We start from the raw sequence: 14,539 nt of genomic DNA, 5'->3' as shown, positions 1-14,539 counted from the left end.
ATTATGGATGAAAAGGAAAATAGAATAATTACAAGTAATATAAAAGATGAAGATATTGATATAGAAAGTACTTTGCGCCCTAAATTATTAGAAAACTATATAGGTCAAAACAAGGTAAAGGAAAAATTAAAGATATTTATAGAAGCTGCAAAAATTAGGAATGAATCTCTTGACCATGTATTACTATATGGACCTCCTGGACTTGGTAAAACAACTCTTGCAAGTATTATTTCAAATGAGATGGGGGTAAATCTAAGGATTACATCTGGTCCTGCAATAGAAAAGGCAGGAGATTTAGCTGCAATACTTACTAATTTAGGTGAAGGAGACGTTCTATTCATTGATGAAATTCATAGGTTAAATAGAAGTGTTGAGGAGATACTTTATCCTGCTATGGAAGATTTTGCTCTAGATATAATAATAGGAAAAGGACCTAGCGCACGTTCTATAAGACTTGATTTATCCAGATTTACTCTTATAGGAGCAACAACTCGTGCTGGACTTTTAACATCTCCATTAAGAGATAGATTTGGAGTTATGGCAAAACTTGATTATTATAATATAGAGGATTTAGAAAGTATAGTTATAAGATCAGCTGGAATACTAGGTATAGAAATAGATGTAAAAGGTGCACTTGAGATAGCAAAGAGATCTCGAGGGACACCTAGAATAGCTAATAGGATATTAAAGAGAGTTAGAGACTATGCTGAGGTTGTAGAAGATGGAATAATTACAAAGGAAGTAGCTGATAAGGCTCTAACCTTATTGGAAATAGATGAACTAGGACTTGATAATATAGATAAGAGATTATTACTTTCTATAATCCATAATTTTTCTCATGGACCTGTAGGGCTAGATACACTAGCTGCAACCATTGGTGAAGAAAGAAATACGATTGAAGATGTATATGAACCTTATTTACTTCAAATTGGATTTATAAATAGAACTCCAAGAGGTCGGGTTATAACTAAAAAATGTTTGGAACATTTTAATATCAATAGTAAGGAATGATTTTATGAAAACAAGTGATTTTTATTTTGATTTACCTAAAGAACTTATAGCACAAACACCCCTTAAAGATAGAGAAAAATCAAGACTTTTGGTTTTAGATAAAGAAAGTGGAGAAATAGAACATAAAAACTTTACTAATATAATTGATTTTTTAAATGAAGGTGATGTACTTGTATTAAACAATACTCGTGTAATCCCTGCAAGACTTTTAGGTAAAAAAGAAAATACTGGTGGAAAGGTAGAGTTTTTACTCCTAAACAACATAGAAGGTGATTTTTGGGAGACTCTTGTAAAACCAGGTAAGAAAGCAAAAATTGGTGATATAATAGAATTTGGAGATGGAATTTTAAAGGCAGAAGTAGTTGATATAAAAGAAGGTGGAACTAGAAAAATTAAATTTATTTATGATGGTATTTTTAATGAAATATTAGACAAATTAGGTGAAATGCCTCTGCCACCCTATATAACAGAAAAATTAGAAGATAAGGAAAGATATCAAACTGTATATTCTAAAATTAAAGGTTCAGCTGCAGCACCTACTGCTGGTCTACATTTTACTGATGAATTACTTGAAGCTATAAAAGAAAAAGGTGTAAATATAGCCTATATAACACTTCATGTGGGTCTTGGCACATTTAGACCTGTAAAGGTAGATGATGTAGATAATCATGAGATGCATTCAGAATTTTTTGAGGTAAGCAAAGAAACAGCACATATAATCAATAAGGCAAAAGAAAACAATAAAAAAATAATTTCAGTAGGTACTACATCTACTAGAACCCTTGAATCAGTTAGTGTAGATGGTAGGGTAAAAGAATCTAGAGGATGGACAGATATCTTCATATATCCAGGTTTTAAGTTCCAAGTAATAGATTCTCTTATTACAAACTTTCATTTACCTGAATCAACACTTGTAATGCTTGTAAGTGCACTTTCAAGCAAGGAAAATGTATTAAATGCATATGAAGAAGCTATAAAGGAAAGATATAGATTTTTTAGTTTTGGAGATGCAATGATTATAAAATAGTTTTGGGAGTGAATATATTGGCAATTAAATATGAACTTATTAAAGAAGAAAAAAATACAAAGGCAAGACTTGGAAAAATTACTACACCTCATGGTGAAATAGAAACACCTATTTTCATGCCTGTTGGTACTCAAGCTACTGTTAAAGCTATGACACCAGAGGAGCTAAAGGATATGAATGCTCAGATAATATTAAGTAATACTTATCATTTATATTTACGTCCTGGCCATGAGCTGATAGAAAGAGCAGGTGGACTTCATAAATTTATGAATTGGGATAGACCTATACTTACTGATAGTGGTGGATTTCAAGTATTTAGTTTAGGCGATCTTAGAGAGATAAAGGAAGAAGGAGTTCATTTTAGATCTCATATAGATGGTTCTAAACATTTCATAAGTCCAGAAAAATCCATAGAGATTCAAAATTCTCTTGGTTCAGATATAGTTATGGCATTTGATGAATGTCCTCCATATCCAGCAGATAGAGATTATGTTAAAAAGTCTCTAGAAAGAACTACAAGATGGGCAAAAAGATGTAAGGATTTTCATAAAAATCCTGAAAGTCAAGGCATTTTTGGCATAGTACAAGGTGGTATGTATAAGGATTTAAGAGAACAAAGTGCTAAAGAAATAACAGATTTAGATTTTCCAGGATATGCAGTAGGAGGACTTAGTGTAGGAGAACCTGCAGAATTGATGTATGAAGTACTAGATTATACTGTCCCACTTTTGCCAAAAGATAAGCCAAGGTATCTCATGGGCGTAGGTAGTCCAGATTATTTATTTGAAGCTGTGATTCGTGGTATAGATATGGCAGATTGTGTACTTCCTACAAGAATTGCAAGAAATGGTACTGTTTTTACAAGTAGTGGTAGAGTTGTAGTTAAAAATGCAAAGTATAAGGAAGATTTTTCTCCACTAGATAGTGAATGTGGCTGTTATACTTGCAAAAATTATACTAGAAGCTATATAAGACATTTATTTAAAGCAGATGAAATATTAGGTGCAAGACTTACAACTACACATAATTTATATTTCTTAATCAAGCTTATGGAAAATATAAGAGAAGCTATAAAAGAAGATAGATTACTTGAATATAGGGACGAATTTTATGAGAAATATGGTTATTTAAAATAAATATATTAGAAAATTCTTTACTTATCTTGAAAAAGACATATAAAAAATATATAATGAATATATTATGAATGGAAAGAGGTGTATATATTAATGGATATTTTAAGAGCATTTGCATTTCCAATAGCATTACTTGCTATATTCTACTTTTTACTTATCAGACCGCAACAAAAAAAGGATAAAAAAGTACGTGAAATGAGAAGTAATTTACAAGTAGGAGATCACATTGTAACTATAGGCGGTATAGTTGGGATAATTAGAAAGATAAAAGAAGATGATATTACAATTGAAGTTGGTGCTGACAAGGTAAAATTCGATATAAAGAAATGGGCAGTAGGTAACCAAGTAAACGTGAGTGCAAATAATTAGAGATTGGCCTTTGGCCAGTCTTTTTTATTGTCATAAAAAAAATCAAACATGCATATCTATTAATTAAGGTGGAGGTGTGTTTGATGGATAATAAAAAAAATAATAAATATTTTTTATTATTAGGGAAATCTTTATTACTTAGTTTTATAGTAAGTTTGGTGTTTTTTATAATATTCACTTTAATATTTACCTATACAAGTCTAGGAGAAAAATGGATACCACTAGTCAATACTATAATATTAATATTATCTATATCTTTAGGTGCAATAAAAATGTCTATTAATTCATCTAAAAAAGGTTTTATTAATGGAGGAATAGTAGGCCTATCCTATATGCTTGTTTTAATACTTTTTAGTATAATAGCTTTTAAAAGCTCAGCATTTTCTATTTTTACTTTTACAAAATTATTAGTTGGACTTTTTACAGGAATGATAGCTGGAATGATAGGAGTAAACTTAAAATAAAGCTTTATACCCAGTATAGTTTATGATATAATTTAAACGTAAGTTATGAATTAGGGGGTAAGAAAATGAAACATATTAAAACGTTAAGCAGTAAAAATTTAAAAAACACAATGGAATATGGTGGATGTGGTGAATGTCAGACATCTTGTCAATCAGCATGTAAGACATCATGCACAGTAGGTAACCAAAGTTGTGAAAACACAAAGAGGTAAAAAGTAGTGTGAAACACTACTTTTTTATCGTTTGAATTAGCAAAGCACAGGAGGAAAAAACAAATGAAAAATATACATAAATTTAAGCAAAATGATAAATTTGTCCTACTTGATGTAAATAGTGGTGCAGTACATCTTGTGGATGAATTAATATGGGATTTAATTGATTTATATAAAGAAAAAGATTTAAAGCTTATAAAAGAAGATTTAAAAGATAGATATGATATGAAACTTATAGAAGAAGGATATGAAGAAATAAAAGAATTAGAATCAAATGAGATGATTTTCTCTAATGATAATTACTTGCAAGATGTTAATATGAATAAGGAAAAAATAGTGAAAGCACTATGTCTTCATATAGCCCATGATTGTAATTTGAGATGTGAATATTGTTTTGCATCCCAAGGAGATTTCAATGGTGAAAAGGCATTTATGAGTCTAGAAACTGGAAAAAAAGCATTGGATTTTTTAGTTAAAAACTCTAAGAATAGAAGAAACCTTGAAGTAGATTTTTTTGGTGGAGAACCTCTTATGAATTTTGATGTAGTAAAGGAACTTGTTTATTATGGTAGAAAAATAGAAAAAGAAAACAATAAAAATTTTAGATTTACTATAACTACAAATGGCTTACTCCTAGATCAAGAAAAAATGGATTTTATCAATGAACACATGTCCAATGTTGTACTTAGTTTAGATGGAAGAAGAGAAGTAAATGATAATATGAGAAAAACTATAAATGGACAAGGTAGCTATGATTTGATAGTTCCTAAATTTTTAGATATGGCAAATTCAAGAAATGGTAAGGATTACTATCTAAGAGGAACCTTTACTTCGAAAAATTTAGATTTTTCTAAAGACATAATGGAAATGTATAAGCTAGGTTTTAAATCTGTATCTGTTGAACCTGTTGTAACTGAACCAGAAATGGAATATGCAATACTTGAAAAACATTTGGCTACAATATTAGATGAATATGATAAATTATCTAAAGAATATATAAAGATAAAAAGAAAAGATAAGGATTTTAACTTTTTTCATTTTATGATAGATTTAAATCAAGGCCCGTGTGCAATAAAAAGAGCTTCAGGTTGTGGAGCAGGGGTTGAGTATCTAGCTGTAACTCCAGAAGGAGATTTATATCCTTGTCATCAATTTGTAGGAGATGAGAAATTTTTACTTGGGAATTTAGATGAAGGTATAAAAAATACTAGCTTAGTTGATGAATTCAATGAAGCAAATGTATATAATAAGGAAGATTGTTCTAATTGTTGGGCAAAGTTTTATTGTAGTGGTGGATGTCATGCAAATGCTTATAATTTTAATAAAAACATAAACAAGCCTTATACTATAGGCTGTGAAATGGAAAAAAAGAGAATTGAAAGTTCAATTTCCATACTTGCAAATTTAGAGGAATAAATGGGAGGTATAAAATGATAAAAGATTTTGAAGAATTTTCACCTGTAATTGACAAGTCATGTTTTATAGCAGAAAGTTCTGATATAATAGGACAAGTATTTGTAGGTAAGGATTCTAATATATGGTATCAAACTGTATTAAGAGGAGATATCAATAAAATAGTTATTGGACAAAATTCAAACATTCAAGATGGTACTATAATTCATGTAGAAAAAAACATTCCTACAATAATAGGAGACAATGTAACTATAGGTCATAAAGCTATAATTCATGGATGCAATATTGAAAACAATGTGCTTATAGGAATGGGAGCTATAATTTTAAATGGAGCTAAAATAGAAGAAAATGTACTTATAGGAGCTGGAAGTTTGGTAACTGAAGGAAAGATAATTCCTAAAGGAACACTTGCACTTGGCTCTCCTGCTAAGGTCATAAGAAAATTAACAGATGATGAAATTGAAAATTTAAAAAAATCAGCAAAAAACTATGTTGAATTATCAAAAAAACATAAAGAGTAATATTTTGAGGAGGAAAGATTATGAAGTCTAAAAGTATCATTATTTTCCTTTTAATTCTTTTGATAGTAGGTACAGGTGTATTTGTAGCTCTTGAAGGAATTAATATTGGAAAATTTGAAATTGAGCCAATTAATAAATCTATTAATTTGGGTCTTGATTTAGAAGGTGGAGTATATGTTGTACTTGAAGCAAAAAGTGATGCGAGTGGAGAAGAACTAAAGAAAAAGATGACAGAAGCTAAAGCTATAATTGACCAACGTGTAAATGGATTAGGTGTTACAGAACCTATTATAACAATCGAAGGGGAAGATAGAATAAGAATTGAACTTCCAGGACTAAAAGATACCCAAGAAGCTTTTGATATGATAGGAAAAACTGCAGAGTTACAATTCATCAATTCAGAAGGCGAAGTTATTGTAAGTGGAAAAAATGTAAAGAATTCTGAGCCTGTATATATAGAACAACAAACAACTGGTAAAAATGTTCCGGTAGTATCATTGGAATTTGATTCTGAAGGTGCGAAATTGTTTAAAGAAGGAACAGAAAAAGCTATGGCAAATCCAGTAGGTGAAGGTAGGATTATAAGTATAGTTTTAGATGATGAAGTTATATCAGCACCAGCTGTAAATGATGTTATTACAGATGGATCTGCTACTATAGAAGGTAATTTTACAATAGAAGAAGCTACAGAATTATCAACTCTTATAAAGGCAGGAGCACTTCCTATAGAAATGGAAGAAGTACAAGCATCTGAAATTGGACCAAGCCTTGGACTTACTTCTTTAGATAAGTCAGTATATGCTGCTACAATAGGAATTATATTAATATTTTTATTTATGATTGGTTTTTATAGATTACCAGGACTTATAGCTGATATTTCTCTTACTATATATATACTTATAGTATTAGCTACATTGGTTAGTTTAAATGCAACCCTTACACTTCCTGGTATAGCAGGGCTTATACTTTCTATTGGTATGGCTGTTGATGCTAATGTGGTAATATTTGAGAGGATAAAAGAAGAAATAAGACTTGGAAAATCAATTAGATCTTCTGTAGATGCTGGTTTTAAAAATGCACTATCAACTGTTGTAGATTCTAATATAACTACCCTTATTGCAGGAATAGTTTTATTTAATTTTGGTACAGGACCTATAAAAGGTTTTGCAGTAACGCTTATAATAGGTATAATCACATCTATGATTACTGCTTTATTTATTACAAGGTTATTATTAAAACTAGTTATTAATATGAAAATAACAAAAAATACAAAAATGTTTGGCGCATAGGGGGGAGAAAATTTGAATTTAGAAATAATTAAAAAAAGGAATATATTTTTTATAATATCTACTATTGTTATTGTAATTGGAATAGTGATGTTATTTATAAATGGATTAAATTTTGGAATTGATTTTACTGGAGGAACTTTGATTCAGATAGATTTGGGTAAAAATATCCCTGTAAAAGAAGCAAGAGAAATAACTGATGATTATGATAAGGATGCTGATATAGTTCATGCTGGTGATGAAAATCATGAAATAATCATTAAGACAAAAGAAGATTATTCTATAGAAGAAAGAAATGAAATATTTAATAAATTCAAAGAAAAATATGATTTAAAAGATAACAAACCATTACAATCTATAAAGATTGGACCTTCAATAGGTGAGGAGATTAGAAATGATGCATTAATTGCTATAGCTATTGCAATGGTTGGAATGCTTATATATATAACTTTTAGATTTGAGTTTAAATTTGGTATATCTGCACTTATAGCATTAACCCATGATATACTAATAACTCTAGCTATATTTGCTATATTAAAATTGCCTGTAAATGTTTCATTTGTAGCAGCTCTTCTTACAATAGTAGGTTATTCTATAAATGATACTATTGTTGTATTTGATAGAATAAGAGAAAATTTAAGATTATTTAAGAAAACAGAATATGATAAATTAGTAGATACTAGTATATCTCAAACTATAATAAGAACTATAAATACTTCATTTACTACACTTGTAGCTATTGGTTGTCTATATATATTTGGAGTAGATGCAATCAGAGAATTTGCACTTCCTTTAATACTTGGTGTTTTAATAGGAACTTATTCTTCAATATTTATTGCAAGTCCAGTATGGTATTTATTAAAAGCAAATTCAAAATAAATAAAATCTCAGGTTTTCCTGAGATTTTATTTATATAATTTATTAATTATATGGTTATTAGTATGGATGAATTTGGGGTAAACTAATAATAAAGTAATACTAGTAGAGGTAGGTAGATATGAAAAAAAATAAAACAACTAAAATACATAGATATAGGGAAATTTATAATATTCTAACTAAATATGGCTTTAGTGTAGTTGCAGATAGACTTCCTAATAGGATGTTTTTTAAGAAGGTTTTTTTTAGAAAGTCTAGTAAATTAAGTGAGAATTATACTAGGGGTGAAAGACTTAGGATGGCTCTAGAAGAGCTAGGACCTACCTATATTAAGCTAGGGCAATTGATGAGTACTAGATATGACTTACTACCTAATGATATAGTAGAGGAGTTATCTAAATTACAAGATGATGTAGGAGAGTTTGGCTTAGATAAGGCTAGAGGATTATTTAAAGAAGAAATAGGCAAAAATATAGAAGATTGCTTCTTAGAATTTGATGAAAATCCACTAGCAGCAGCTTCTATTGGTCAGGTATATAATGCTAAACTTTTTTCAGGTGAAGAAGTTGTAATAAAAATAAGAAGACCAAACATAAAAAATTTAATTGAAAAAGATTTAGATATATTAGATACAATAGCGGGAATTATAGATGATTATGTTGTAAAGAAAAATGTAGTTAATTTTAAAGATATAGTAGAAGAATTTTCAACAACATTAAGAAGAGAATTGGATTATACTATGGAAGCTCAAAATTATGAAAACTTTAAAGAAGCTTTAAAAGAAAATAAGTATGCCTTTGTACCAAAAGTATTTTGGGAATTTACTACAAGGAAAATACTTGTAACATCTAAGATAGATGGTATAAAGATAAATAATATCAAAGAACTATCAAAAAATATCTATAATAAAGAAAAAATAGCATATAATTTAGCTAAAACATATATGGAACAAGTATTTGTTCATGGTTTTTTTCATGCAGATCCTCATCCTGGGAATTTATTTGTAGTAGAGAAGGAAAAAATAGGATTTGTAGATTTTGGTATGGTTGGATATTTAGATGATGAAAGCACTAAATTATTAATGTTGCTTTTAAAATCTTCTGTAGAAAAAAACTCTGAAAAAATAGTAGAAACACTTTATAAGATGGATTCTATACCAAAAGATACTAATAAGATGTTGTTTAAAAGAGATATAAACTATGTATTAAATTATTATTATAATTTATCTTTTGATAAAATAGATTTTAGTGATGCACTTACTGACATTTTAAGAATAACTTATAAGCATAAGGTGAGAGTGCCAAGTCAATTAATAGTGTTAATAAAGACAATTATATCAATAGAAGGTACAGCTAAAAATCTAAATCCAAGATTTAATCTTACAGATGTTTCAAAAGATTTGTTAGATACTATAAAAAAGGATAAATTAAATAGTAAAAAAATATTTAAGAAAACTTCAAGCTCTATTCATACAATGCTAGAAGAAGTATCAGAACTACCTAAGATGTTAAATAATATATTTTATAAAATAAGCAATGATAAGACTACGATAAATATGAACCATGAAGGGCTTTCTAAATTCAGAAAAGAATTAAACTCTATATCCAATAAGCTCTCTTTAAGTCTTATAATATCTGCCATAATAATAGGTTCATCAACTATAGCTCAAAATGAAGCTGGTCCTCAAATATTGGGAATGAGTGCTATAGGGCTTATAGGGTTTTTACTTGCAGGAGTAATGGGTATAATACTTATTATATCTATAATATTTCGTTCTTGGGAAATCAAAAAATAAAGGAGGGATTTTCATGCAACTGTGGTTTATAATATCTTTAGTATTTGCTATATTAATAGCAGTATTTGCTCTTCAAAATTCTGCATCTGTACTTATTAATTTTTTATTTACTGAGGTAGAAGTTTCACAAGCATTAGTTATATTTATCTCCGCTTTAGTTGGAGCAATAATAGTAGCACTTTTAGGAATGGTTAGACATAGGAAGATGTCAAAAACTATAAAAGATCAAAATATAGAAATAGAAAGACTTAAAAAGGATTGTACTAGACTTGATAGAAAAAAACAAGAGTTAAATAACAATGAAATAAAAGAAGTAGATAGTGAAAATATGACAAATAATAATGAAAAATATTAAACAATGTTGAAATAAACTTATCTATTAGCTATAATATTATATATGTTTACAAATATAGTGGGTGAATATATGACAAATAATGACAAAAAGTTTTTAAAGCTTTTAAATCAAAATGAAAATGATATAAAAAACATTTCAAAAGAAATGAATATATCTTATTTGATTACTAAAATTTTATTGAATAGAGGAATAAAAAACAAGGAAGATATAGGAAAATTTTTAAATCCTACTTATAATGATTTGCATGATCCATTTCTTTTAAATGATATGAAGCTTGCAACTAAAAGAATAATGAAAGCTATAGAGCTGGATGAAAAGATATGGATATATGGAGATTATGATGTGGATGGAGTAACAAGCACTTCGCTGCTTGTTAATTTTTTCTCTCAAATTGGTATAAAAGTACAATTTTATATTCCAAATAGACATAGTGAAGGATATGGATTAAACAAATCTGCAATTGATTATATAAAAATGCAAAAAGGTAATTTAATTATAACTGTAGATTGTGGTATAACTTCCATATCTGAAGCAGATTATGCAAATGAAATAGGAATTGATATGATAATTACAGACCATCATACACCAAGTGAAAGTTTGCCAAAAGCTATAGCTGTAATCAATCCAAGTAGGCATGATAGCACTTATCCTTTCAAAAAATTAGCAGGTGTTGGAGTAGCATTTAAATTAGTTCAAGCTGTGAGTTTCGAGTTTGAAATTGAGGTTGACTATCTGTCACTTCTTCCTATAGTAGCTATAGGAACTGTAGCAGATATTGTAGATTTAATTGATGAAAACAGATTAATAGTAAAAAAAGGATTAGACTTAATCAAAGAAACTTCAAATTTAGGAATAAAATCATTGATAGAGGTTACAGGATTAAAAGATAAAAAGATTAGTTCAGGTCATGTTGGATTTATAATAGGTCCAAGAATAAATGCAGCTGGGAGAATGGAATCAGCAAGTTTAGGTGTAGAACTATTTACATCAACAGATTATGAAAAGGCATTAGAAATATCAAAAAAATTAGATGAAGAAAATAAGAATAGACAAAGGGTAGAAGCTGAGATTTTAGAAAAAGCTGAAAAAATGGTTAAAAAACATGATATGGCAAATGATAATATAATAGTGCTTGCATCTAAAGATTGGCATTCTGGTGTTATAGGCATAGTGAGTTCAAGAATCACTGAAAAATATCATAGACCTTCTATTTTAATTTCAATAGATGATAAAGGAATAGGAAAGGCATCAGCAAGGAGTATAGGTCCCCTAAATATCTATGATGCCCTTAAAGAATGTAAGGATTTATTTTTAGGCTTTGGAGGTCATAGTCAGGCTGCAGGACTTTCCATAGACCAGGAAAATCTTCCAATATTTAAGGAAAAAATCAATGATATTGTAGGTCACATGTTAGATGATGAAGATTTTATAAAAGAAGTCAAAATTGATGCTATAGTTGAAGCAGAAGATATAAGCATAAATACTGTAAAAACATTAGAAAATCTTTCACCCTTTGGAATGGGTAATTCAAGTCCAGTATTTTTATTTGAAGATGCAATAGTAAAGGATATTAGGGCAGTAGGAAAAGATAAATCACATTTAAAACTATCTGTAATATATAAAGGCATTGAAATTGATTCTATTGGATTTAATTTAGGACATTTAGCTTATGAAATAGAACATACTGATATTATAAATATAATAGGTAGCTTGGATATAAATGAATACATGAATAAAAAAACTGTTCAAATTATTACTCGTGATATAATTATTAATTCTAAAAAAAATAAAGAGTTTGAAAATAAATATTTTGAAAATGTTTTTGAAAATATATCATCAAAAGTTGAAAAATATAATAAAAATATAGTTTTAAATAATACTAATATAAACAAAATAGATTATTTATATGATAAAATATTAGAAGCTAAAAAAATAAAGATATATATTAATGATTTAGATAATTTGAATTTACTTATGAAAAGAATTGATAAATCGGGTAGAGATATATTTAAGAAAATTGAAATTATAATTAATCCTACAAAAAATGAAATTATAAATAATAATAAAAAAACAATTCTTTATGATTTGCCTATTGATAAAGAAATTTATGATATTATGAGAAATATACATCCTGATATTGAAGTTTTATCCTGTGAGTATGATTTAAAAAACAATATGGATAATATTGAAAAATGGACACCAAATATAAAAGAACTAAGGTTCATTTATAAGACCTTTATGGGAAATAAAGAAGTATTTAAACTTCAAATAGATAAATATATCAATTCTTTATCTGATAAAAATTTAAATAAGATGAAAATTGTATTTGCTCTTAAAATTTTAAAGCAAACAAACTTATTAGATTTTAAAAAGATAGATAGTAAAAATTATTATATTAAATTAATAAAGACAGAAAATAAAGTGGATATAAAATCTTCCAAATTATTAAGGTCTTTAAATGATTATGTAGTATAAATTAAAGGAGGAACACGAGTGAATTTAGAAGAAAAAATTAGAAATATAGATGGATTTCCAAAAGAAGGGATAAGTTTCAAAGATATTACAACAGTTCTAAAGGATAAAGATGCATTCAAATATTCAATAGATGAATTAAAGAGATTGACAGAAGATGTAGAGTTTGATCTTATTCTTGGGCCAGAAGCAAGAGGATTTTTAGTTGGTGCACCGCTTGCATATGCTACTAATAAAGGATTTATACCTATAAGAAAACCTGGGAAATTACCGGCTGAGACTATTAGTTATGAATACGATTTAGAATATGGTACGGATGTATTAGAAATACATAAGGATGCTATAAAGAAGAATGATAAGGTTATTATAGTTGATGATCTTTTAGCTACAGGTGGAACAGTAGCATCTACCATTAAAATGGTTGAACAATTAGGTGGAGAAGTAGTGGGATTATATTTTTTGATAGAATTAACTTTTTTAAATGGTATTGATCAGATAAAAGGATATAATGTGAAATCATTAGTGAAATATTAAATTGATAAAGTAGGTGGGTTAATTGTCAATAGAAAAGCTAGTTGAAAAAATAAAACAATATAACCCTCAAGCAGATGTAGAAAAAGTAAGGAAGGCTTATAATTTTGCTAAATCGGCTCATGAGGGACAGCTGAGAAATTCAGGTGAAGATTTTATAATTCACCCTGTTAATGTTGCAATAATATTAGCAGATATGAATATGGACATTAGCACTATAATAGCTGGTCTACTTCATGATGTCATTGAAGATACTGAAAATAGCTATAATTTAGTCAAAGAAGAATTTGGCGTGGAAGTAGCTAATTTAGTAGATGGAGTAACTAAACTAAAGAAAATCCAATATAAGACAAAGGAAGAAAGAAAAGCTGAAAGTTTGAGAAAAATGGTCATTGCAATGGCAAAAGATATCAGGGTTATCATAATTAAGTTAACAGATAGACTTCACAATATGAGAACTTTAGAATATATGTCTGATGAAAAGAAAAAAGAAAAGGCCTTAGAAACTTTAGAAATTTATGCTCCTATAGCAAATAGATTAGGTATTTTTAAAATAAAATGGGAATTAGAAGATTTATCTCTTAGATATATAGATCCAGAAGGATATTATGATTTAGTAGATAAGGTTTCTAAAAAGAGAAAAGAAAGAGAAGAATATATTAATGAAGTAATAGATAAATTGAATGTTAAATTAGATGAAGTTGATATAGAAAGTGAAATCAATGGTAGACCTAAACACTTCTATAGCATATATAGAAAGATGGTTTATCAAAATAAAGTTTTTGAACAAATATTTGATTTAACCGCTATAAGGATAATAGTAAATTCAGTAAAAGATTGCTATGGTGCTCTTGGTGTAGTTCATACTTTGTGGAAACCTATACCTGGAAGATTTAAAGATTATATTGCTATGCCAAAAGCAAATATGTATCAATCACTTCATACTACATTGATAGGTCCTGGTGGTGAAATATTTGAAGTTCAAATAAGAACTTGGGATATGCACAAAACTGCAGAATATGGTATAGCAGCACATTGGAAATATAAAGAGGGAAATAAAGAAGAAGAAAATTT

At 28.2% G+C, this 14,539-nt stretch carries 15 protein-coding genes; all 15 read left to right on the top strand.

The annotated features are described in order from the left end of the window. Nucleotides 1-3 precede the first annotated feature (3 nt). Nucleotides 4-1,011 carry a Holliday junction branch migration DNA helicase RuvB gene (gene ruvB / locus ACTHUW_RS01690; protein WP_442197892.1) on the top strand — a complete coding sequence of 336 codons (1,008 nt, stop codon included), beginning with the start codon at nt 4-6 and terminating at the stop codon, nt 1,009-1,011. Nucleotides 1,012-1,015: 4 nt separating this feature from the next. Then, a complete protein-coding gene (queA, locus tag ACTHUW_RS01685) occupies nt 1,016-2,038 on the top strand; it encodes a tRNA preQ1(34) S-adenosylmethionine ribosyltransferase-isomerase QueA (protein ID WP_442210516.1) in 1,023 nt (340 codons plus the stop codon). 14 nt (nt 2,039-2,052) lie between these two features. Continuing rightward, on the top strand, nt 2,053-3,174 hold the full coding sequence (tgt, locus tag ACTHUW_RS01680; protein WP_442197896.1) for a tRNA guanosine(34) transglycosylase Tgt: 1,122 nt from the start codon (nt 2,053-2,055) through the stop codon (nt 3,172-3,174). A gap of 90 nt (nt 3,175-3,264) precedes the next feature. After that, nucleotides 3,265-3,540, top strand: coding sequence for a preprotein translocase subunit YajC (gene yajC / locus ACTHUW_RS01675; RefSeq protein ID WP_442197894.1), 276 nt, complete (start codon nt 3,265-3,267; stop codon nt 3,538-3,540). An 83-nt stretch (nt 3,541-3,623) separates the two neighbouring features. Then, the gene (locus ACTHUW_RS01670; protein WP_442199328.1) at nt 3,624-4,004 is read left to right on the top strand and encodes a TIGR04086 family membrane protein; all 381 of its coding nucleotides are present in this window, start codon (nt 3,624-3,626) and stop codon (nt 4,002-4,004) included. Between the two features lie 65 nt (nt 4,005-4,069). Beyond that, nucleotides 4,070-4,216, top strand: a complete 147-nt coding sequence (scfA, locus tag ACTHUW_RS01665; RefSeq protein ID WP_442198690.1) for a six-cysteine ranthipeptide SCIFF — start codon at nt 4,070-4,072, stop codon at nt 4,214-4,216. Nucleotides 4,217-4,279: 63 nt separating this feature from the next. After that, nucleotides 4,280-5,632: a thioether cross-link-forming SCIFF peptide maturase gene (scfB, locus tag ACTHUW_RS01660; protein WP_442210514.1), complete on the top strand. Its 1,353-nt coding sequence runs from the start codon at nt 4,280-4,282 to the stop codon at nt 5,630-5,632. A gap of 14 nt (nt 5,633-5,646) precedes the next feature. Next, nucleotides 5,647-6,150 carry a gamma carbonic anhydrase family protein gene (locus tag ACTHUW_RS01655; protein WP_442198692.1) on the top strand — a complete coding sequence of 168 codons (504 nt, stop codon included), beginning with the start codon at nt 5,647-5,649 and terminating at the stop codon, nt 6,148-6,150. 20 nt (nt 6,151-6,170) lie between these two features. Next, nucleotides 6,171-7,439: a protein translocase subunit SecD gene (secD, locus tag ACTHUW_RS01650; protein ID WP_442199064.1), complete on the top strand. Its 1,269-nt coding sequence runs from the start codon at nt 6,171-6,173 to the stop codon at nt 7,437-7,439. A gap of 12 nt (nt 7,440-7,451) precedes the next feature. Continuing rightward, the gene (gene secF / locus ACTHUW_RS01645) at nt 7,452-8,315 is read left to right on the top strand and encodes a protein translocase subunit SecF (protein WP_442210512.1); all 864 of its coding nucleotides are present in this window, start codon (nt 7,452-7,454) and stop codon (nt 8,313-8,315) included. Nucleotides 8,316-8,433: 118 nt separating this feature from the next. Then, nucleotides 8,434-10,107 carry an ABC1 kinase family protein gene (locus ACTHUW_RS01640; RefSeq protein WP_442210510.1) on the top strand — a complete coding sequence of 558 codons (1,674 nt, stop codon included), beginning with the start codon at nt 8,434-8,436 and terminating at the stop codon, nt 10,105-10,107. Nucleotides 10,108-10,120: 13 nt separating this feature from the next. Continuing rightward, nucleotides 10,121-10,462, top strand: coding sequence for a LapA family protein (locus ACTHUW_RS01635; protein WP_442212359.1), 342 nt, complete (start codon nt 10,121-10,123; stop codon nt 10,460-10,462). Nucleotides 10,463-10,531: 69 nt separating this feature from the next. After that, a complete protein-coding gene (recJ, locus tag ACTHUW_RS01630) occupies nt 10,532-12,937 on the top strand; it encodes a single-stranded-DNA-specific exonuclease RecJ (protein ID WP_442212357.1) in 2,406 nt (801 codons plus the stop codon). A gap of 18 nt (nt 12,938-12,955) precedes the next feature. Further along, on the top strand, nt 12,956-13,468 hold the full coding sequence (locus ACTHUW_RS01625; RefSeq protein ID WP_442198031.1) for an adenine phosphoribosyltransferase: 513 nt from the start codon (nt 12,956-12,958) through the stop codon (nt 13,466-13,468). A 22-nt stretch (nt 13,469-13,490) separates the two neighbouring features. Next, on the top strand, nt 13,491-14,539 hold a 1,049-nt coding region (locus ACTHUW_RS01620; protein ID WP_442212354.1), incomplete at its 3' end, for a RelA/SpoT family protein.

Origin of the sequence: Senegalia sp. (in: firmicutes), assembly GCF_052088025.1 — a bacterium.
In the GTDB taxonomy this organism is placed as follows: Bacteria; Bacillota; Clostridia; order Tissierellales; family SIT17; genus Anaeromonas.
The sequence above is the reverse complement of the archived record's forward strand: the minus strand, read 5'-3'. Positions and strand labels throughout refer to the sequence as shown.